This is a genomic window from Hymenobacter sp. DG25B (genome assembly GCF_000801315.1).
Classification (GTDB): Bacteria; Bacteroidota; Bacteroidia; order Cytophagales; family Hymenobacteraceae; genus Hymenobacter.
Window position 1 is genome coordinate 737,294 of record NZ_CP010054.1, and the last position, 21,134, is coordinate 758,427.

At 58.5% G+C, this 21,134-nt stretch carries 18 protein-coding genes; 11 read left to right on the plus strand and 7 right to left on the minus strand.

Translation table 11 applies throughout. The features are described 5' to 3' along the window. Window positions 1-56 precede the first annotated feature (56 nt). The 3 genes from PK28_RS03180 to PK28_RS03190 form a co-directional block, all read right to left on the minus strand. On the minus strand, window positions 57-875 hold the full coding sequence (locus PK28_RS03180; protein WP_044511332.1) for a TPM domain-containing protein: 819 nt from the start codon (window positions 873-875) through the stop codon (window positions 57-59). Then, a complete protein-coding gene (locus tag PK28_RS03185) occupies window positions 872-1,327 on the minus strand; it encodes a TPM domain-containing protein (RefSeq protein WP_044511334.1) in 456 nt (151 codons plus the stop codon). The genes PK28_RS03180 and PK28_RS03185 overlap by 4 nt, the downstream gene beginning before the upstream one ends. Before the next feature lie 105 nt (window positions 1,328-1,432). Then, window positions 1,433-2,011 (minus strand): LemA family protein, encoded by a 579-nt coding sequence (locus PK28_RS03190; RefSeq protein ID WP_044511337.1) that lies wholly within the window; start codon window positions 2,009-2,011, stop codon window positions 1,433-1,435. Between the two features lie 225 nt (window positions 2,012-2,236). On the opposite strand from PK28_RS03190, the gene PK28_RS03195 reads away from it, so the two are divergent. The 7 genes from PK28_RS03195 (at window position 2,237) to PK28_RS03225 (ending at window position 13,927) form a co-directional block, all read left to right on the plus strand. Then, on the plus strand, window positions 2,237-3,235 hold the full coding sequence (locus PK28_RS03195; RefSeq protein ID WP_044511340.1) for a sugar phosphate nucleotidyltransferase: 999 nt from the start codon (window positions 2,237-2,239) through the stop codon (window positions 3,233-3,235). Window positions 3,236-3,561: 326 nt separating this feature from the next. Continuing rightward, a complete protein-coding gene (locus PK28_RS03200) occupies window positions 3,562-4,905 on the plus strand; it encodes a hypothetical protein (protein WP_044511342.1) in 1,344 nt (447 codons plus the stop codon). A 91-nt stretch (window positions 4,906-4,996) separates the two neighbouring features. Further along, window positions 4,997-5,389, plus strand: coding sequence for a hypothetical protein (locus tag PK28_RS03205; RefSeq protein ID WP_044511344.1), 393 nt, complete (start codon window positions 4,997-4,999; stop codon window positions 5,387-5,389). A gap of 149 nt (window positions 5,390-5,538) precedes the next feature. Next, on the plus strand, window positions 5,539-6,987 hold the full coding sequence (locus tag PK28_RS03210; protein WP_044511346.1) for a hypothetical protein: 1,449 nt from the start codon (window positions 5,539-5,541) through the stop codon (window positions 6,985-6,987). Window positions 6,988-7,181: 194 nt separating this feature from the next. Further along, the gene (locus tag PK28_RS03215; RefSeq protein WP_044511348.1) at window positions 7,182-10,658 is read left to right on the plus strand and encodes a hypothetical protein; all 3,477 of its coding nucleotides are present in this window, start codon (window positions 7,182-7,184) and stop codon (window positions 10,656-10,658) included. Window positions 10,659-10,812: 154 nt separating this feature from the next. Further along, a complete protein-coding gene (locus PK28_RS03220) occupies window positions 10,813-12,300 on the plus strand; it encodes a hypothetical protein (protein WP_156126223.1) in 1,488 nt (495 codons plus the stop codon). A 166-nt stretch (window positions 12,301-12,466) separates the two neighbouring features. Continuing rightward, window positions 12,467-13,927, plus strand: a complete 1,461-nt coding sequence (locus tag PK28_RS03225) for a MotA/TolQ/ExbB proton channel family protein (RefSeq protein WP_044511354.1) — start codon at window positions 12,467-12,469, stop codon at window positions 13,925-13,927. Window positions 13,928-13,966: 39 nt separating this feature from the next. Here PK28_RS03225 and PK28_RS03230 read toward each other — a convergent pair whose 3' ends face one another. Beyond that, window positions 13,967-14,656 carry a DUF4386 domain-containing protein gene (locus PK28_RS03230; RefSeq protein ID WP_044511356.1) on the minus strand — a complete coding sequence of 230 codons (690 nt, stop codon included), beginning with the start codon at window positions 14,654-14,656 and terminating at the stop codon, window positions 13,967-13,969. A 164-nt stretch (window positions 14,657-14,820) separates the two neighbouring features. Here PK28_RS03230 and PK28_RS03235 point away from each other — a divergent pair, with 164 nt between their 5' ends. From PK28_RS03235 to PK28_RS03250, 4 genes are all read left to right on the plus strand, one after another. After that, window positions 14,821-15,504, plus strand: a complete 684-nt coding sequence (locus PK28_RS03235) for a hypothetical protein (protein ID WP_044511359.1) — start codon at window positions 14,821-14,823, stop codon at window positions 15,502-15,504. 106 nt (window positions 15,505-15,610) lie between these two features. After that, window positions 15,611-17,827 (plus strand): prolyl oligopeptidase family serine peptidase, encoded by a 2,217-nt coding sequence (locus PK28_RS03240; protein ID WP_052430514.1) that lies wholly within the window; start codon window positions 15,611-15,613, stop codon window positions 17,825-17,827. Window positions 17,828-17,923: 96 nt separating this feature from the next. Then, on the plus strand, window positions 17,924-18,160 hold the full coding sequence (locus tag PK28_RS03245) for a hypothetical protein (RefSeq protein ID WP_044511363.1): 237 nt from the start codon (window positions 17,924-17,926) through the stop codon (window positions 18,158-18,160). 108 nt (window positions 18,161-18,268) lie between these two features. Then, window positions 18,269-18,772 (plus strand): GNAT family N-acetyltransferase, encoded by a 504-nt coding sequence (locus PK28_RS03250; RefSeq protein WP_044511365.1) that lies wholly within the window; start codon window positions 18,269-18,271, stop codon window positions 18,770-18,772. A 79-nt stretch (window positions 18,773-18,851) separates the two neighbouring features. Here PK28_RS03250 and PK28_RS03255 read toward each other — a convergent pair whose 3' ends face one another. From PK28_RS03255 to PK28_RS03265, 3 genes are all read right to left on the minus strand, one after another. Then, window positions 18,852-19,154: a DUF4286 family protein gene (locus PK28_RS03255; RefSeq protein WP_044516142.1), complete on the minus strand. Its 303-nt coding sequence runs from the start codon at window positions 19,152-19,154 to the stop codon at window positions 18,852-18,854. A gap of 66 nt (window positions 19,155-19,220) precedes the next feature. After that, window positions 19,221-19,670, minus strand: a complete 450-nt coding sequence (locus tag PK28_RS03260) for a DUF6526 family protein (RefSeq protein WP_044511367.1) — start codon at window positions 19,668-19,670, stop codon at window positions 19,221-19,223. Window positions 19,671-19,767: 97 nt separating this feature from the next. After that, window positions 19,768-21,012: an MFS transporter gene (locus PK28_RS03265; protein WP_082016931.1), complete on the minus strand. Its 1,245-nt coding sequence runs from the start codon at window positions 21,010-21,012 to the stop codon at window positions 19,768-19,770. Window positions 21,013-21,134 lie beyond the last annotated feature (122 nt).

The following is a 21,134-nucleotide window of genomic DNA, read 5'->3' on the forward strand; positions in this document are numbered from 1 at the left end:
CAGAGCGCCCGCAGCATGCTGCGGGCGCTCTGTTTTTATCAGGATACAAGCTGGGTTTACCAGCTGCCGCTGGCGCCACCGCCCCCGGAGCTGCCGCCGCCAAAGCCGCCGAAACCGCCGCCGCCCCCAAAACCACCACCACCTCCGCCGAAGCCACCGCCGCCGAAACCGCCGCTACCAAAGATGATGGGCGGAATCATGCCGCCGCCAAAGCCGCGGTTGCGCCGGCCGCCACCGCCTTTACCACCGCCCATGCGGGAGATGAACAGGAAGATGAGCAGGGCCAGCACTACCCAGAACAGCCAGCCGGAGCCGCCACTATCATTGTAGTCGCCGGAGGGGCGGGGCTCGGCCTGGTACTCGCCGGCGGCTAGCGCAAACAGGCGGTCCGTAGCGGCATCCAGTCCTTTATAGTACTCGTCGGCGCGGAAGTTGGGCACCAGCACATTGGTGATGATGCGCTTGGCCAAGGCATCGGGAATAGCGCCTTCCAGGCCGTAGCCGGTATGGATGTTGATTTTATGCTCTTCCTTGGAAACCAGAATCAGCAGACCATTATTCTTGCCTTTGCGGCCAATGCCCCACTTCTCAAACAGCTGCTGGGCGTAGTCGGCCACCTCGGCGCCTTCCAGGGAAGGTACCGTCACAATGGCCATTTGCGAGGAGGTGGAGTCATCATAGGCCACCAGCTTGCGCTCCAGGGCCTCCACTTCCTCCGGGCGCATCAGCCCGGCCAGGTCATTTACCAGGCGCGGGGGCGAGGGGCGTTCCGGCAGGGTTTGCGCAAACAGGGGCGGGGCCACCAGCAGGAGCAGCAGCCACAGAAAGTAGATGGGGCGCAGGGCGGCACCGGGCCGGAAGAGAGGTAGCATCATATACGCGGCGGCGTAGCGTCGCCAAACGAAATGGAGTCGTCTAGTTCGTTCTGGTCGGTGTGGGCGTTATAGGGGAAATACCGCTGCAACTGCTCGCCTACCATCTGAATGCCGCGCTCCAGGCCCAGTACAAACTTGTGGGTCCGAAAATTCTCGAGCACAATTTCCTTCGTGGTTTCCCAGAAGTCATCGGGCACGGCAGAGTTAATACCGGCATCACCCACAATGGCAAACTGACGGGTTTCCCAGGCTACATAAAACAAGACCCCGTTGCGCTCCGCCGTTTCCTGCATGTTAAGCTGCGCAAATATTTGCGCGGCCCGGTCCAGCGGCTCCGGGGTAGGGCAGGTGTCTTCAAAATGCACCCGGATTTCGCCGGAAGTCGTGACTTCAGCCTGCCGGATGGCTGCTACCAGTGCAGCCTCCTGCTGGGGCGTGAGAGGATTAACCATAGTTCAGTTGTCAGTTGTCAGTTGTCAGTCGCCAGTCGCCAGTTGTCAGTTCGTTTAACGAAGCATTAACAACTGGCAACTGGCAATTGACAACTGGCAACTCAATTAAAATTGTACGGTAGGCGCTTTCTGCGCGCCGGCTTCTGCCTCAAAGTAGGGCTTTTCAGTGAAGCCAAACATACCCGCAAAGATGTTATTGGGGAAAGACTTGATGTAGCCGTTGTAGTCGTTGGTGACGGTGTTAAACTTCTGCCGCTCCACGTTAATACGGTTCTCGGTCCCCTCAATCTGAGCCTGCAGTTCCTGGAAGTTGGCGTTGGCTTTCAGGTCCGGATAGTTTTCCGAAACGGCCAGCAGGCGGCCCAGCCCGGCCGATACCTGGCTTTGGGCTTCCTGGAATTTCTTGATGTTTTCGGGCGTCAGCTGGTCAGCGGAAAGCTGCACGCTGGTGGCCTTGGCGCGGGCATTAATTACGTCGGTCAGGGTTGACTTCTCGAAGTTGGCGGCGCCTTTCACGGTGTTTACCAGGTTCGGAATCAAGTCGGAGCGGCGCTGGTAGCTGTTCTGCACGTTGGCCCACTGGGCTTTCACGGCCTGGTCTTTCGATACCATGGAGTTGTAACCGCAGGAAGACTGACTCAGCATAATGACCAGGCCGGCCAGATAAAGGAGGAAACGTTTCATGAGAAAGGATTGGGAAAGAAAGTGAGGGAGAGAAAATCAAAGAAAAGCGGGCTGCCGCCCCAGGAAAGCAGTTGCTGATGAGCTTACTGCCCCGGCAATACTATGCACGAAATCCTATATACACGTGCTGCCAGTACGAAATCAGAACGCAGCGGTTGTATTATAGGCCGCCAACCGCGCCGAATCCTTATTTTGCGAGTCTATCTGACCACCATTGCACCGCACATGAAAGCAGTTATTCCCGTTGCCGGCATTGGGTCGCGCCTGCGGCCTCACACGCACACCCAGCCTAAGTCGTTGGTACCCGTGGCCGGAAATACTATTCTGGGCCATATCATCGACCGTTTGCGCGATGCCGGTTTTGAGGAGTTTGTGTTCATCATTGGCTACCTGGGCGAGAAAATTGAGCGCTACGTGCGCCGCGAGTATCCCGATCTGAAAGTCACCTTTGTGGTGCAGGAACCCCGTGAGGGCATCGGCCACGCCCTGTGGCTGGCCCGTGACACTTTCCGCCACGACCCTGACGGCGTACTGATTCTGCTGGGCGACACCATTGTGGACGTGGACCTGCCCCGGCTGCTGGAAATGCCCGGCACCGTGCTGGCCGTGAAAGAGGTGAAAACCCCCGGCATGTTTGGCCTGGTAGAAACCAGCGGTAGCGGCCGCGTGACCAAAGTGGTGGAGAAGCCCAAAATCCCCAAGTCGAACTACGCCATGGTGGGCCTCTACAAAATAGCCAACCCCGAGCGGCTGGCCGAAGCCCTGGAATATATCATCAATGAGGACCAGCGCACCCACGGCGAGTTCCAGCTCACGGATGCGCTGATGCGCCTGATTCAGCAGGGCGAGGAAATTACCACCACGCCGGTAGACAACTGGTTTGACTGCGGCCGCAAGGAAACCCTGCTGGAAGCCAACGCCCGCCTGCTCAACCGCCCCGAGTTCCTGGCCCGCCTGTACCCCGAGTTTCCCGATACCATCATCATTCCGCCCGTCAGCATTGGCAAGGACTGCCAGATTTCGCACTCCATCATCGGCCCCAACGTGGCCATCGGCGACCGTACCATCGTCAAAAACACTATCCTGAGCGACTCCATCATCGGCTCCTACTCCGAGCTGCGCTCCGCCGTGATGCACGACTGCATTGTGGGTTCCGATGCCTCCTTCCGCGGCCTCAACCACAGCATCAACATCGGGGACAATACCGAAATAGATTACAGCTAAGGCGGTATGTGTCATTGCGAGGACGAAGGACGAAGCAATCCGTCCTTTAAAAAGCACTGAAGTCTCTTTTACCAGAAAGCCCTTGTCGTACGATACGTCAAGGGCTTTTCACATCTTAAGGCTCTCCGCGTTTCAGGGGACGGATTGCTTCGGCTGGCGCCTCGCAATGACACGTTGAAATATCACTGAGACAAAATTTTCTGCTCCGGAGTACGTTTCGGCACAACCTGCGGGCCGGCTTGGCAGTACGCGGGGTTGCGGCTTCGGCCGTGAAACGTTACTTTGGCTCGATGCGAAACCCTGTTTTTTCTCGCCTGCTGCCGGCTATGGCAGCTGCCCTGCTGCTTACCGGCTGTTATTCGCGGGAGGATATGAACTCCGAAAACACCGCTACGGTATCTAAAACCACAGCGCCCGCGGAAGAAAAGCCCACGGCTCAAGCGCCGGAGGCGGCGGAAAACTCCGTTCCGGAAGGGGAGCAGCCCGAAGCCCCGCTGGACCGGGCCGCTATTTTCCTGGAAGTATCGGGCTCCATGGAAGGTTTTATGCCGAAGCCCGGCGCCAGCGCCCAGAATACCCGCTTCCAGCAGCACGTAGCCCAGTTTCTATCCGATGTGAACCGGAGCACGGCCGTGCAGCAGAAGCAGTTCTTCCGCATCAAGGAAAAGCCTTACCGCGACACCTACCAGCAGCTTTCCGGTACCGTGCGCGGCGGCATCCGGGAGCCCGCCAAGAGCACTGATATTCCCTCCGTGCTGGATACGCTGGTGAGCCATTATTATGAGCCTAACACCGTCAGCGTGCTGATTTCGGACTTTATCTACTCGCCGAAAAATGCCGGGGCCATTCCCTACATCAAAACCGACATTACCGACGCTCTGAACCGCGCTGGCCGCTCCGATCTGGCCGTGTCGGTCTACGGTTTTACTTCTGATTTTCACGGCACCTACTACCCGGCCCTGAAAACCGGCGGGCCCAAGCGCGCCAACTGCTGCGATACTGACATTCCGTACTATTTCTGGGTAATTGGCCCCGCCGATGCCGTGCGCCGCTTTGATGCCGCGCTGCTCAGCAAGCAGCCCGCCCAGCAGGCGCATTTCGGCGTGAAATACCCTACGCCTTCCTCCTCACTGCTCAGCAAATTCCAGAACCAGGGCGGCTGGTACTATGGTGATGCCGGGGCCAGCAAGCGGGCCGCGGGGGCTTCCTACCACACGGTGGCCGTCAGTGAAGTATCGGCCCAGCAGCCCGTGGAGTTTGTGGTGGGTCTGAACCTGGCGCCGTTGCCGGCCCTGTACCGTGACCTGACGTATCTGAAAGCCAACCTGCAGCTGGTAGGCGTGGACACCGATGCCAAAATTACCCAGGTATTTGCCGCCACTGACCAGACCCGCGCCAGCAGCGGCCCCGAGTCCGGCTACACGCACTTTGTGAAAGTGCGCCTTACCCGCATGGCCAAGGCCGAGCGCCCGCTCCAGCTGGTGCTCAACAACAAGCGCCCCGCCTGGATAAATGAGTGGACCACTAAAAACGACAGCAATATCAATCAGGCCGGTGCTAAAACCTTTGCCTTCAGCTCTTTGCTGGACGGCGTGGAAGCGGTAACCACCAGTGAGCAGGACGTTCGGCCCGTTTTCACGGTGCCCCTGATCCTGCAACCGGCCCGGTAATTGCCCGGCGCAACCTCCCTACGTACTAATACCTGTTCGTTTACCGTTTCTTTACCCACGCACCAGCCAGGCGCGCCTCTCTCCCCGTTCCATGAAAGCATTCTTCCGGTTCCTCTACGAAATCATTGGCTCCCCTCAACCACCCGCGGATACCCCCGTGTACCGCGACGTCATCTTCCCCAACATTGGCCTGCTAAACCTCGGTCTTTCCCTGGCGCTGGTGGTGGTGTTCTACTATGTGATTAACCGCGCCATGGGTGTGGCCACCTTCAATAAGGGCCGCCACTGGGGAATTTTCTTTTTCCTGAATGCGGTGCTGGCTTTCATTATCGCCATTTGGCAGGCCAACGCCCAGCAGGCTACGGAGCACAGCTATATCTACTGGCTGGCTACCTGGAACGCAGTTTTGAGCATGCTGTGGTTCTTTGTGTTCTCGCTGATTCTGCGGCGTGGCTCTACCAACGCCAGCACCACACCGTTTTAAGTGTAGCGCGAAGCTCCAGCTTCGTGTATCGTTGAACAATGGCCACCGCGCCGTTTTTACGATTCTGATTGTTTTTATCGTTCAGATATTTCGTTGAACGATGCGCGAAGCTGGAGCTTCGCGCTACAGTCATTTAGCACTCGCAACTCATGGCTAAACTGTTTTTATTCGGCATCGGCGGCACAGGCTCGCGCGTCATTCGCTCGCTCACCATGCTGCTGGCCTCGGGCGTAGAGCTGCCCAACTGCGACCGGGTAGTGCCCATCATCATCGACCCTGATGCCCACAACGGCGACATGAACCGCACGGTGGCCTTGCTGCAAAGCTACCAGCAGGTGCACCGCCGCCTGGGCCAGCAGGAAGAAGGCTTCTTCAAAACCGACATCAGCACGCTGAGCAATATCTCAGCCGATGCCAATGGCGGCGTGAAGGATACCTTTATCTTCGACTTCGGCGGCATCAACCAGAGCTTCCGCCAGTACCTGCACTACGACCAGCTTTCCGTGGATTCCAAGGCCGTGGTAGAGCTGCTATTCACCCAGGACAACCTGGAAAGCCCGCTCACCATTGGCTTCCGCGGCTCGCCGAACGTAGGCTCCGTGGTCCTGAATAAGGTGGTGGAGAGCCCGGAAATGAGGTTTTTCGCCGATAACTTCCAGGAAGGTGACCGGGTGTTCTTCGTGTCGAGCATTTTTGGGGGTACCGGCGCGGCTGGTTTCCCGCTGCTGCTCAAAAACCTGAAAGACCCCAACACCCGCCTCAGCAACGCCCGCTACCTGCGCGACGCGCTGACCGGCGCCGTAACCGTGATGCCCTATTTTGCGCTGCAGAGCGAGGACAATCAGGTTATCGACTCCAATAACTTCCTGACCAAGACCAAGGCGGCGCTCAGCTATTACGAGCACAACCTGCCGGGCCTGGATGCGCTGTACTACCTGGCCGACACGCCCGACACCCCCTACGATAACCAGCCCGGCGGCACCCAGCAGAAAAACAAAGCCCACCTCATTGAGCTACTGGCTGCCCTGAGCATTGTGGACTTCATGCAGTACTCCGATGCCGAACTGCGCAGCGGCGCGCCTCACTTCCACGAGTATGGCCTCGGGTCTGATTCGATGGAGGTGCAGTTTGGCCACCTGCCCGATGAAACCCGGGAGCTGATTGCCAAGCACCTCACACAGCTGCTGTACTTCTCGCGCTACCACAAGCAGCACCTGCCCGATGACAAGGCGCCTTACCACGACAACCTGAAGCTGGATTATGCTCTGCGCAACGAGCCCATCTTCCGGGAGCTGAACAACCTGCTGCACAGCCCCGAATTCGGGGTAGACCAGTGGCTGCAGGAACTCTCCCAGAACCGCCGCGCCTTCCGTCCCTTCGATCTGACCACCGAGGATTTCAACGCCATGATTGCCGGTAAGCCCGTGGAAAAAAAGTGGAACGACTTCTTCAACAAAGGCCTCAGCCACAACTACATCCTCGATAGTCTCAACAAAGCCGATAAGTCCATCAACGAGCCCGATAACTTCAAGAAGCTGCTGGCCCTGTTCTACGATGTGACCGACAAGGCCTTTGAGGAAAAGGTAAAAGTGGTCTAAACAGAACGTTAATTCCCCTCCTCAGATGAGGAGGGGACGCGGCAGTTTACTGCCGCTGGGGTGGTTGACCTCGTTGCTGATGTTGTTTGGTTGAACCAGTAGCACCAGAAAAATCAACGCCTGAACCATCCCGCCCTTCGGGCACCCCTTCTTAAAAAAGGAGGGGACTCCGTTCAAATCAAAGCAAACTCAGAATGGCTAAAGTCCTTCGCCTGCATAATAACGGGTCCCAGCAAGTTCAAGGCTGGCAGAAAACCGCCCCCGTCACCAGTACCGAAATCAACACCGTAACGGACCCCACGGGCGGCAAAGCCCGCAACCTGGCTATTAGCATTCCCACGCCGTTTGCGCGGATGCATCTGTTTGAAACGGCGTTTGATTTCCTGGCCCGCGAAGGGCAGCGCAACCCCAACTCGGTGTACCACGAGCTGGTAACGCACTACTGGGACTTGCTGGAGCTGCTTTACAACTTCCACCTCTATGGGCAGGCCGGCCGCAAGCTCACGCTGCGCCGCTGGAACACAGAGGCCGAAATCCGGAAGATGCGCAGCGAGGAAGGCACCCGCCTGCTGGGCGAAACCCTGCAGCTGTTCTTCCAGGACCAGCGCTTCCAGGGCTTCTCCGACATGTACCTCATTTTCTATGAGTCGCCGGAGCTGGCGGGCGGACCGCGCCTGCTGGGAGGCACCTCGCCGCTTACGCTGCTGTTTACCGGTCCGGCCGTGAAGCCGCTGGATCTGGAGCGTCCGCAGGCCCGGGGTCATTATTTCGATGGCCAGACGGTTTTGCTGGAGCAGCGCGACCCGCAGTTTCAGGAGTTTGTGTACGAGCTGTTCCTGGCGTATCCGCAGCTGCGCAGCCGCGAGTTTGCCGGTAGCGTATACGCCGCCCTCGACCGCACCCGCATCAACCAGATGCAGATGCAGGGCGACCGGACGGCCCAGCAGTTCCAGAGCCGCTTCCCGGCCCTGCCCGATGCCCAGGGCAACCTGGTATCGGTAAAAGGGGTGCCCCTGCCCGGCCGCGCCGACCAGTCGGCCGTGACCAGCTCCGACCTGTTCATTCAGCCCACGCGCGAAGCCGGCAACGGCCGCCCGCGCCCGCTGGTGCTGCGCCCCAACCTGACCATGGCCGGGGCCAACTACCTCAACGGCCAGCCCTGGGACGACCGCACGCCCGTGCCCTACCACGATGAGCTGGCGCTGGAAAGCCGCGTGCTGCCCGGCAAAGGCTTTAAATATCCTTATCTGACGGTAGGCGACTTCCTGGAAGACTCCCTGGTGGAGCTGCCCTACGAGCTGAACACCCAGCGCTACCATACCGGCAAAGTCACGTTCCAGTACGGGGCCGACGGCCAGGGCCGCGCCCGTTTCCCGTACCTGCTGCCGCTGCGCCAGGCCTTCTTCGAGTACTTCACGGAGCATGATCTGGCCGAGCTGCTCACCTTCACCATCGACCTGAACCACGTGCGCGTACAGCTGCGCGTGCCGGTGCAGGGTGGCCGCTTTATCACCTTCGAGCGCAGCTACTATACCAATCCGCAGAACCCGAAAGACGCGCAGGGCCGCGAGATTCTGGAAAAAGGCCGCATTGTGCGGGCCAACGTGGGTGTGGGCATCTTCCCGTTCTACGTATTCCGCCAGCAGCCCGAGTACAACGACTTGTACAAGGTGATGCTGGTGGATGCCGATAACTCGCCCACCATGCTGCAGCGCCGCTACGAGCTGGCCTTCTTTGCCGGCGGGGAGCGTATAACCGACCAGGGAGCCGCTCGTCGGGCCACAAAACAGGAGCGCACTACCAAGAGCGTGGCCAGCGCCGGCAGTACCTACTACGAAATAACCGGCACTCACTTCGATATTGCCGAGCTGACCTGCCCGCCCGCCATGCTGGGTGCTGCGCCGGCCCGGGGGCTGGTAGTGCCCCGCTGGCGCGAGCTGGAGCGCGGAACCCGCCGCTTCACCTTCGCGGTAGACTTTGGCACTACCAACACCCACGTGGCCTATGCTGATAGCCCGCGCGCGCATCCACGGCCCCTTACCATTGGCGAAGCCGATGTGCAGGTGGAATGGCTGCACGCTCCGCTGCCCGATGCCGGGCAGTCGGCAACCCAGCGCTACCGCTCCGGTGCCGGGCAGATGCAGAGTGATATTGCCACGCTGCAAACCCGCGAGTTTGTCCCCAGCTTTATCGGCGAAGGTGGCTCTGCCTATGAGTTTCCGATTCGGACGGCCGTGTGCGAAACCACCAGCTTCGCCAACGAGCCGGCCAAGGTGCTCAGCAACATCAACGTAGGCTTCAGCATCAACACCGAAACCCTCTCGGAGCTGCCGCAAAACCGCTTTGTAACCAATCTGAAGTGGTCGGCCGAGCTGGATCCGCAGGGTGTATCGCGCATTGAGGCGTTCTTCAAGGAAATGCTCTTGCTGATGCGCCACAAAGCGGCTTTGCACGGTGGCATTCTGGAAGACACCCGCGTGGTGTGGTTTGCCCCGCTGAGCTTTGATGGTTTCCTGCGCAACCAGTTCCAGCAGGTCTGGGACGAGAAGTTCCAGGAGGTGTTTAAAGTGCGCCGTTCCACGGTATGTCTCACCGAATCGGTGGCGCCGTACTACTACCTCACAGCTACTAACCAGGTGGTGCCCAACCGCGACGAAAACGTCATCAACATCGACATTGGCGGTGGCACCACCGACTTGCTGGTGTTTGCCGAGCAGCATCCGGCCTTCAGCACCTCGTTCCGCTTTGCCGGCGACGACCTGTGGGGCGACGGCTACGCCCGCGTGCAGGGTGCGCCCAAGCAAAACGGCCTGCTGCGCCTGGGCGTAGCGCACGCCGAAAGCCTGCCCGATTCGGAGCAGAACCAGGAATACAAAGGCTACCTGAACGCGGCCCTGCGCAACGCCGACTTCGGCTCCGCTGACGTAACCTCGCTGCTGTTTAAGTACGATGATGCACTGCGCTTCTCGCAGGCGCTGGGCTTAGGCAAAGGCCGCCAGCTGCGGGTGTTGTTCTACCTGCACTACACGGCCATTATCTACCACACCGCCCAGCTGGTGCAGCACCTCGGCCTGAAAACGCCGCGCTACCTGTGCTTTTCCGGTAAAGGCAGCCTGTACCTGCGCCTGCTGGCCGGGGGCAGCAACCTAGCAGCTATTGAGAAGATTACCAAAGCCATTTTCCAAGCCGTAACCGGCACCGAAGCACCGCATAATTTCCGCGTGATTCTGGCCGACAACCCCAAGGAGGCCACCACCAACGGCGGCGTGCTCTTCGAAGACGGCGCTTCCACTGCCGACTACGACCGGATCAAGCCCGTCAAGTTCACCGGCGCCCCGGATTCGGGCGAAATCGGGCAGCGCCGCCTCAAGCTGGCGCAGGTAGATGCTGACCTGAAAGCGCAGGTGCTCGAAAACGTGCGCCACTTCCTCACGCTGGTGCTGGAAGGCGACGAAGTAGCGCCCCTCATGCGCGAAGTAGGCGTAGATGTGGACCGGCAGCGGGTGAAAGATATTCTGCTCCGCGAAATTGAGGACAGTCTGAGCCTGGGCCTGCACCAGTTCCAGCGCCTCTTGTCGGCTGATGAAACCCTGCCGGAAACGCTGTTCTTCCTGCCACTGAAACAGGCGTTGTATAACCTGAGTCGGGATTTGCAGAACCCGATGAGTTAATCCCTTGTCATGTCGAGCGTAGTCGAGACATCTCGCTAGTGTGGTAAATAGTTAGCACTACAACATCAGCACGCGAGATGCTTCGACGGCGCTCAGCATGACGGACAAGTACCGTTGCCTTCTTTCGTTGCGCCTTCTCTTGCTCTGAAACCCTATGACTCTTTCCCGCCGCGCTGCTTCTTTGCTCTTCGGTCTGTTGCTGTTAGCGGCAGGCGCCCACGCCCAAACGCCCCTCGGTCAGCCCACGCTTGATGAGCAAAAGGTGCAGATCTGGTGTGCCACGGTGAAGTTCGTTTATGAAGACACCGGGCGGCCAAATCTTAAGAATAGTCTGCAGTGCGGCAGCTCGCTGAAAGCTTTTGAAAACAGCATCAAAGCCGACAGCCAGCGGGTGTACAGCGCCTTGTACCAACCGCTGGAAGGCAAGGGCGCGATGTATAAAGGCCTGGGCTCGGATAAGTCGCGGCTGCAGAAGCTGGCTACGGAAATCATTAACCGTCTGAAAGCCTCGCCGGCCCGGCGCAAAGACCCGGCCCGCATGCAGCGTGTGGAAGAGCTGGCCACGCAGCTGAACGGCTACGTGCAGAACGGCACACCGCCCACCGGCGTATCGGCCTCCGATTCGGAAGCCGCCTCCGACACGACATCGATAGGCACCGAAGCGAGCTTGGATGAAGTAGGAACGGCTGGTACTGATGAAACGGTGGCAACTCCGGCTGCCCGGGGTGGGGGAGAAAGTCTGATGAGCAAGTTCTTTGCGCCGCTGGCCCTGATTGTGTCTTTGCTGAGCCTGTTTCTGTATGTACTGATGCGCCGCAGCCTCGACAGCTTCCAGAAGGAGTTAAGTGCCCGTATCGACAAGCGTCGCGAGGAAATCATGGCTTTGCAGGGAGCCCCCGCCGGTGGAGGCCAGCCTGCTCTAACGCGCCTCACGCCGGAAATGCAGCGCCAGGTAGAGCAACTGGTGCAGCAGCGGGTAGCTGAGGAGCTAAGCAAGCGTCCGGCTGCCGCACCCCAAGGTGGAAATGATGGCAAGCAGCGGCAGAATCAAAACCAGAGTCAAAACCAAAACCGGCTGGTAGAAAAGTCCAAGCCTGCGCCTGTGGCCGCACGGGTGGAAGCAGCGCCAACCCCCGCTGCTACTCCTTTCGCCAACATTAGCCAGGCACCATCGGCGTACGAGCCGCCCGTAGCCATGACGGAAACGCCCGCACCGCCCGTGGTAACGCCGGCCGGCCCACCGGCCGCCGCTTCGCGGGATGAGTTTGATAGCTTGGTGCCGCCTGTAACGTTGCCGGAGCCGCCGCGCCCAGTGGCCCCCGGTCCGGAGCTGCGCTACGTGAAGGTACCCGTGAATGGCGGTTTCAGTGAGTATGACCTCTCCGACCAGCCCCAGCACGACAGCATCTATCAGATTACGCTCAGCCCTCTAAACCCGGATATGGCCACGTTCCGCGTGAATCCCAACCCGGCGGTGCATGCCTACGCCATTCAAAGCGCCCAGTACTCGCTACGCGAGGCATGCCGCTACCAGCAGCCCGCCGGCCCTGTGTCGCGCATTATAACGGACGAAGATGGCACGCTACGTCGCGTAGCGGGTGCCTGGCAGATTGAGCACAAGGCCGCCATTCGGTTTGAGTAAAAGTAAAAAGCTAGTTCCCCTCCTTTTTGCAAGGAGGGGTTAGGGGTGGTCAGCTAGAGCTAAATTTAGAGCTGGTCATCGTTCAACGAAATGAACCACCCCTAACCCCTCCTTGCAAAAAGGAGGGGAACTAGCTTTAAAGAATAGCTTGTAGTTTCGTAGCACTATGCTTGAAATCATTCTCGAACTGGTTGTTGTACTCGTGGTGGTGGGGCTGCAGATACGCGAGTTTCTGCTTACCCGGTCCCGCGCGCGGCGGCTGGAACTGCTGTATCCGGAGCGTAGCGCCCTGCGCGTGGAGCGCCGCCTGGTAACGCCCGATGGCCGGGATATGCCGGACTACGCCGCCGATGCGCCGGCCGATTCCTATGTAGCAGACCTGATTAAAGCCGACCCGGCCACGGACGACTTCCGCGACATTCTGCTGGACACCAATGAGTATCTGCGCCATAACAAAGGCGCCGCGGCCGACTTTGATATCCTCAAGGATATATCGGAGCGGCGCAGTGAGGTACTAACCAATGAAGTGCAGTCGGGCGTGGCTACGCCACTGTATCTGGGTTTGCTGGGTACGTTTCTGGGCGTAATTCTGGGCCTGGTGGGTATTGCCCGTAATGGGGTGGCAGATGAAAACGCCCTGACACCCTTCCTGACCGGGGTGCTTATTGCTATGGCCGGCTCCTTTGTGGGGCTGCTGCTCACGCTGTTGGGCAACGGCTTAGTGCGGCGGGCCCGCAAGGTGGTAGATGAGCGCCAGAACCAATACTACACTTTCCTGCAGGTGAAGCTGCTGCCTATTCTGCACTCAGATATGGCCGGCTCGCTCACTAACCTGAAAGCGGTGCTTGATGCCTTCAATCAGGATTTCGTGGGCAAAGTCACGCTTTTCGAGCCCATTCTGAACACCATTACCGAGAACATCCGGGTGCAGCGCGACTTCCTGGTGAAGCTGGAGGAAATCGGTTACGACCGGATGGCGCAGGCTAACCTAGAAGTGTTTGATAAGGTGCGGGAGTCGGCGGAAATGTTTGGGCAGTTTACCGGCTACCAGCAGAAGCTGAACCAGATGCTGGCCGAGGGCACCAACACCGCGCACAGCGTGGCCGGCATTCTGGACCGCCTTCGTGGCTTTGAGCGCGGCATCAATGACCTGGGCCAGTACATTGGCCAGAACGACAACCTCATCCAGCACCAGCTCGACTTTTTCCAACGCCACCAGAAGGAAATGGACGCCCTGCGCAGTCGCACCGAGCAGTACTTCGACCAGGCCTCCATGTCCCTAACGGACCTCATGCAGAAACGCCTGCAGTACCATGAGCGCGACGCCCAGCAGGCCTACGAGAAGTGGGGCGAGTACTTCCAGCGCGTCAACCAGGACAACGTATTTGAGCGAATCATGCGCCAGCTGGACCCTCTCAAAAACGTGGACGCCAGCCAGCAGGCCCTCAGCCGCGACGTAACCGCCACCCAGCGCGAGCTGCTCCGCAAAGTGGAGCTGGACTCCCAAATTCAGGCCAAGCTGCTCGCCGAGTTATCGAACCTGAATACGGTGCTGGTGAAGGCTACCGCGAAGAACCGTTTTCAGCGGTTTATGGACAAGCTGTTTGGCGGGGTGCAGCCGCAGTAGGAAAGTATTCTCAATGGTACTCCAGACCAGCATTTGTTGCTAGAGCGTTTCCGGTAATCTTCTCCATCGAACGAGGAGCCAAATCATAAAGAGGATTTCACCATAAAAGGTATACATGGCAAAGTCAATGTTCAGATCGGGCGCGAGGTAGGGCCGTAAGCTGGTCAGGATATACCCTGCGCCGGTAATCATTAAGGCAAAGCCCAGTATACGGGGAATGTAGGTTGATTTTACCACCAGATAGCCCAACAGCACGAGGTGAATACCGAACAGGATAAGCCCCAGATACCAGTGATTTTTGAAGGCGCGGAGGTACACCATGGATAAGGCGTACAGCTGGTCTTTGGCAAACAGCGTCAGGTATTCGGGAGCAGTAATCAGCCGGAAGCCGGTTACCAAGTTATTGAGGGCTACCAGCGCCAGAATGGTATACACCAGCCGAAACCCGGCGGTAAGTTGCGCCAGGGCTTTACTAACGGGCTTGCATAATAAATACAGCGACCAGCTTAGCACCAGATCCAGAATAAACGTGAAGAAATAAGCGAAGATGCCAGCGGTAAAAAGTCCTTTGTGCGCCAGAATATTCTGGGCAGTTTCCGTGGCTTTGTAGGGGATTACCAGCTTGGGTAAGACATACATTTCGGCAAAAGGCGCCGCGATAACCGAGCCCAGCAGCGCTAGCCCCGTAATAAGTGCTGCCTTGCGTAGAGAAAAGGAGATGTTTGACATACCAAAGAGAAATAGGGCGAGAGGTAATGGGGCAGATGCAACGCCCGGCGTAGGAGTTGCCCTGCTTTGCGCGGAATATTAAAATTATTATTGTGGCATCAGCCCGACTCGTGTAAATGGCCGACCAGAACATCAGCCTGCAAGTCCAATAAAGTCAGCTACTCATGAACAGCTCCTCCAAACGCGAATCCAACGACTTCTTCTGGCCCAGTTACGTGGACCTGATGACGTCCCTGTTCGTGGTGATGCTGGTGCTGTTTGTGTACAGCTTCAAGCTCTTCAAAGACCGGGAGCGGGAGTTGAAAGATGCCAACGGGGAGCTGAAAGCCAAGGCCATTGAGCTGGAGCAGATTACCCGAATCCGGGAATCATTACGCCGGCTGGAAGGCCAGTACTTCCGCTACGACCCGCAGAATGAGCGCTACGAGCTAAAGCTGGACGTGCAGTTCAAAGCCGGCCGCGACGAGATTCAGGAGCGTGATAAGCCCGCGCTGCTACGGGCCGGGCGCCTGCTGCAGGACCGCCTGCGCAGCCTGAGTGCCAGCTCCCGGGGCCAGAACGTGCGCTACCTGGTCATTGTGGAAGGCATGGCCGCCCGCTACCTCTACGATGAAGCCCGCACCAAGCGCGACGAACAGTTTGCCTACCTGCTAAGCTACCGCCGCGCCCTGAACCTGCTGAACTTATGGTCGCAGAACGGGTTAAATTTCAACCGCGACCAAAGCATAGAATTAATTATCGGCGGCAGTGGCTTCTACGGCACGGGGCGCTACCCGGCCGCCCGCGAAGGCCAGAACAAACGCTTTCTGATTCAGGTGATTCCGAAGGTGGGGCGCATGCGGGCCTAAGCCGGCAAAGTGCCGCGCCGCCGGAAAAACACCGTTTGACTGCTACCTTAGCGGCTTCCCGGTCGAAGGATACTTTCCCGGCTTTTTCTTACTCGTTCCTGTTGCTATGAAGACTTCTACTCTCTGCCTGCTTACGCTGTCTGCCCTGACGGCTTGTAGCCCGTCGCGACCATTGGGGCAGGCGGGCGCCTCCTCTACTTCCTCAGCACCTGCCGTGTCTACCACTACCAGCTCTCCGATTTCGCGCCACAAGCTTGTGTACCCCACTCCCCGCAAAAGCAACCAGACCGATGATTACCATGGCACGTCCGTAACGGATGCCTACCGGTGGCTGGAAGATGCCGACTCGCCGGAAACCAAGGCGTGGGTGACGGCCGAGAATAAAGTCACCTTCGGATATCTGGACAAGATTCCGTTCCGGGATAAAATCCGGGAGCGGCTCACCCAGATCTGGAATTATGAGCGGTATGGCATTCCGCAGCAGGAAGGCGAGTACCTGTATTTTCAGAAGAACGATGGCCTGCAAAACCAGGCTGTACTGTATGTGCAGAAGGTAGGAGAGGAGAAAGAAGAAATGCTGCTGGACCCCAATAAGTTCTCGACCGACGGCACCACGGCCCTGGCCGGCACCTACTTCTCCAACGACCACCGCTACCTGGCCTACGCCACCTCCGGCGGCGGTTCCGACTGGCAGCAGCTGAAGGTAATGGACCTGAAAACCCGGCAGCCGCTAAAAGACGAGCTGAACTGGGTGAAAGTATCCGGCGCGGCCTGGGACAAGAACGGCTTCTATTACAGCCGCTACGACGCGCCCAAAGCCGGCGAAAATAAGCTCTCCGGCAAAAACGAATTCCACAAAGTATACTACCACCAGCTGGGTACCGAGCAAAGCGCCGACAAGCTGGTGTACGAGGATAAAACCATGCCCCTGGGCTTCCGCTATGCCGGCACCACCGACGATGAACGGTTCCTGATTATCTCGCTGACGGATGGCAAAGCCGACGGCAACCGCTTGCTGGTGCGCGACCTGAAAGCCCCAAAACCGGCCGCCAAATTCACAGCCGTGGGCAGCACCTATGAGTTTAACAGCTCCGTGATAGGCAACCTGGACGGCAAGCTGCTGGTGCATACCAACTACAAAGCGCCCCGCTTCCGCCTGGTTCTCATCGACCCCAAAAAGCCGCAGGAAGCCAACTGGAAAGACGTGCTGCCCCAAACCACCGATAAGCTGGAAGAAGTATCGCAGGTGGGCGGCCACCTGATAGCCTCTTACCTGCATGATGCCAGCAGCCTGGTGAAGGTATATTCGGAGAAAGGCGAGTTTCTGAGCGACGTAGCACTGCCGGCGCTTGGTACCGCCAGTGGCTTTCATGGCCGCCGCGCGGATAAGGAAGTGTATTACGCCTTCACCTCGTTTGCTTACCCCACCACCATTTACCGCTATAACGTGGCCAGCGGGCAGAGCACGGTGTTCCGCAAGCCAAAAGTTGATGTAAACCCCGATGACTATGTGGTGCAGCAGGTGTTCTACGCCAGCAAAGACCACACAAAGATTCCGATGTTTATTGTGCACCGGAAGGGGCTGAAGCTGGACGGGCAGAACCCCACTTACCTGTATGCTTACGGCGGCTTCAACGTGTCGCTCACGCCCGGCTTCAGCGTAACGCGCATGCTGTGGCTGGAAAACGGCGGCGTGCTGGCTATTCCCAACCTGCGCGGCGGCGGCGAGTACGGCGAGGCCTGGCACCAGGCCGGCATGACGCCCCACAAGCAGAACGTGTTTGATGACTTTATTGCGGCGGCCGAGTACCTCTCCATCCAGAGCTACACCAACCCCGGGAAGCTGGCCATTGCCGGCGGCTCCAATGGCGGCCTGCTGGTAGGCGCTACCATGACGCAGCGCCCCGATGTGGCGCATGTGGCCTTCCCGGCCGTGGGCGTGATGGACATGCTGCGGTACCAGAAGTTCACCATTGGCTGGAACTGGGTGCCGGAATATGGCTCTTCCGATAACTACGCGCAGTTCCAGAACCTCTACAAGTTCTCGCCCCTGCACAACCTGAAAACGGGTGTCAACTACCCCGCCACCCTCATTACCACCGCCGACCACGACGACCGGGTAGTGCCCGCGCACTCCTTTAAGTTTGCCGCCACGCTGCAGGAAGTCAACTCAGGTCCCAATCCCCAGCTGATTCGCATTGATGTGAATGCCGGCCACGGCGCGGGCAAGAGCACCCGGCTGCTCATTGATGAGTGGACCGATATCTGGTCGTTTGCGTACTACAATATGGGCCTGAACCCCTACGGCCGCGTGCTGAAGTAACCCCGGCCGCCTTCCTTTCTGTTTATGGCTTTCCGGGTGGGCTTTGTATCTTGCGGGCCCAAACCTGAACCTGCCTCGCTTTTTCAAGCTGATACAATGAAAAAAACGCTTTTCCTCGGTCTGCTGGCCGCCGCTTCCCTGACGCTCACGGTGTCGTCGTGCAGCAATCCTGATTTCCAGAAGAACGATGAGGTAGTTGACACGCCGCTGCCACCGGTGCCGGCTGCCGCCGAAGGCCAGGATTCCGCCGCCACGGCTGAGGCCGCCGCGAAAGAGGAAATCAACGCGGTGAATGCCACCAATGCCATCAAAAAGATGCAGCCCCAGATGTAATTTTCCGGGTTCTGAATACAATGCAATGAGCAATGGCCCCCAGGAGCTGTTGCTCATTGCTTTTTCAGACTAGCCTGTCATTTGCTTTTCCTTTTAACTTCTCTTGCTATGACTACCATTCGCCGCGGCACCGAAGCCGACCTGCCCCGCGTGCGGGAGCTTATTCTGGAACTGGCCGAGTATGAGCGCGCCCCCCACGAGGTAACCACCACCCTAGAGGACATGCGCCGCGACGGATTCGGCCCCCAACCTATTTTTGGCTTCTTCGTGGCCGAAACGCCCGAGGCCGGGATTCTGGGCATTGCGCTGTACTACACGGCCTATTCTACCTGGAAAGGCCGTATGCTGTATCTGGAGGACCTGGTGGTGACGGAGGCTGCCCGCGGTATGGGACTGGGCAAGCTGTTGTTTGATGCCGTGGTAGCTGAAGCCCGTGCCACCGGTGCCCACCGCCTCAAATGGCAGGTGCTGGAGTGGAACGAACCCGCCATCGGCTTTTACAAGCGCATAGGCGCCAACCTGGACCCCGAGTGGCACAACGGCAACATGTCGGCGGCGGAGCTGCAGGCTTATGTGTGCCACCCGGCTGTAGAAGCAGCCGTGCGGGGCTAGTTAAAGCTGCTTATGCAAAAAGATAAAAGGCCGCTCCCTGCTGAGGAAGCGGCCTTTTTGGTGGTAAGAAGAAGTTGCCTTAATCGATTACTTCCAGCATGGTACGGAAGGAAGCATAGCGCCCGGCAAAGTGCTTCTCCATATCGGCGCGCAGGGCGGGGGCGGCTACCTGCTGGTATTCTTCCAACTGCTCCAGGCTGATGCAGTAATACTGCGCGGCGTAGGTTATGCCGTTGTCTTCCTCATTAAGGAGGCGGCAGAGCTGGCTTTTCAGAAAGAAACCGGTTTCCATCACCTCCGGCATATGGGTGTCGCGCATATAAGCCACCCATTGGTCTTCAATTTCCGGGTCGAGGCTGCTGGTTACGTTGTAAAGAATCATGGGAAAGCAGAAAAGGGAGTAGGCATACCAGCAGCCAGGGCGGCCGGTATGCGGCAAAGATATTTCTCAGACCCGCATATTATCGGGCTGCAGCAGGTTAATACGCTCATTGATAGCGGCCGGGGAGAGTTTTTCGCGGATGGCGGCCTGCACCAGGCCCGGCAGCTCGGCGTCGCTGGCGTAGCGCAGGGAGGCTATCTGCTTGAAGGTGAGCTGCTGCTCCAGCGGCTGAAAACTCTCGCGGGTGATTTCAAAATACCGCTGCCGCATTTCCAGCCGAATAATGCGGTCCTGCAGCGTAAGGGCGTAATGTTGGCGCATCATGAGCAGCATGCCCAATACAATAAAGGCCAGAGCCGCCAGGGAAAACCATAGCCGGGCATCATTGGTATCAGTGCCGGCCACGGTGGTATAGCGCCGGCCGGTGTAAAAAGCCATTACCAGCGCCGCTGGCAGCAGAATAAAATGGTGGGGTGCGTACCAGCGCACCGTGCGCCGGGGAGAGGAGGAGGCCATGACTAAAATGGAAAAGAGACGAAGCTGACTCCAGGTCGGGGCCGAAAATGAATACTGGTTTGGCCGCGGAAAGTTTACCCCGGGCTATTCTCATGGCTTATTCGTAGTAATCCAGCTCCTTGCCATAGCTCTCGGGCAGCGTAGCTACGGCCCAAACGGCTACCAGCAGTACAATAGCCCCCAAAATAGCGGCGGCGCCTACCAGCGTAAGCGGGCCTTTCAGGGCCTGAAAAGCCAAGGTCATGGGCACCACGGAACCCCGCACAAAGTTGGGAACGGTGGTAGCCACCGTAGCGCGCACGTTGGTGCCAAACTGCTCGGCCGCTATGGTCACAAATACCGCCCAGTAGCCGGAGCCCAGGCCCAGCGCAAAACAAACGGCATATACCGTGCTGAGCGTGCTGCCGCGCAGCGCAAACAGATACACGGCAATCAGTACTGCGCTCAGGCCCAGGAATACCAGCATCACCCGGTTGCGGCTGCGCCAGCGCTGGGAAAGCCAGCCGGTCAGAAAGTCGCCGAAAACCAGCCCGAAGTAACACCAGAATACGCCCTTGCCCGCCGATACTTCCCCGCTGATGCCCAGCTCCCGGCCAAACTCCGGCGCAAAGGTGATGAGGATGCCCACCACAAACCACAGCGGAATACCCATCAGAATACACTTCAGGTATTTCTGCAGCCGCTCCGGGTTGGAAAACAAACTTAGGAAGTCGCCCCGGCGGATATGGGCCGCCGCCGCGGCCTTCTCAAACATACCCGACTCAAACACGCTGACGCGCAAAATCAACAAGGCCAGGCCCAGCCCGCCGCCGATAAAATAGGCCGTGCGCCAGCCAAACTGCTCGCCCACCCAATATGCCAGCATGGCTCCGGATACGCCCACGGTGGCCACAATCATAGTGCCGTAGCCGCGCTTTTCTTTGGGTAGTACCTCGCTTACCAGCGTTATGCCTGCGCCCAGCTCGCCGGCCAGGCCAATGCCGGCAATCAGCCGGAGGGCGGCGTATTGCCTCAATTCCTGCACAAAGCCATTGGCAATATTGGCCAGCGAATACAGCAGAATTGACCCAAAAAGCACGGTTAGCCGGCCGCGCTTGTCGCCTAGTACGCCCCACAGAATGCCCCCCACCAGCATACCGGCCATCTGCATATTCAGCAGCAGCACGCCCTGGTCCAGAATGGCGGCATCGGCAATGCCCAGCGCTTTCAGGCTGGGTACGCGCACTATACTGAACAGCACCAGGTCATATATATCCACGAAGTAGCCCAGGGCGGCTACTACCACGGCGGCGCTCAGCAGGGAGGCGTGCCGGGCAGGCTTTTCAGACGAAATTAATTGCACGAAAAAGAGGGTGGGGTGGAGGGTTAGGGGAGGAGAACCGGGTTTGGCTTATCGAGATAAGCAGATTTTTCCAAACCGGCCCGCTGAAAGCGTAAAAAGCCGCTTCTGCGGAGAAGCGGCTT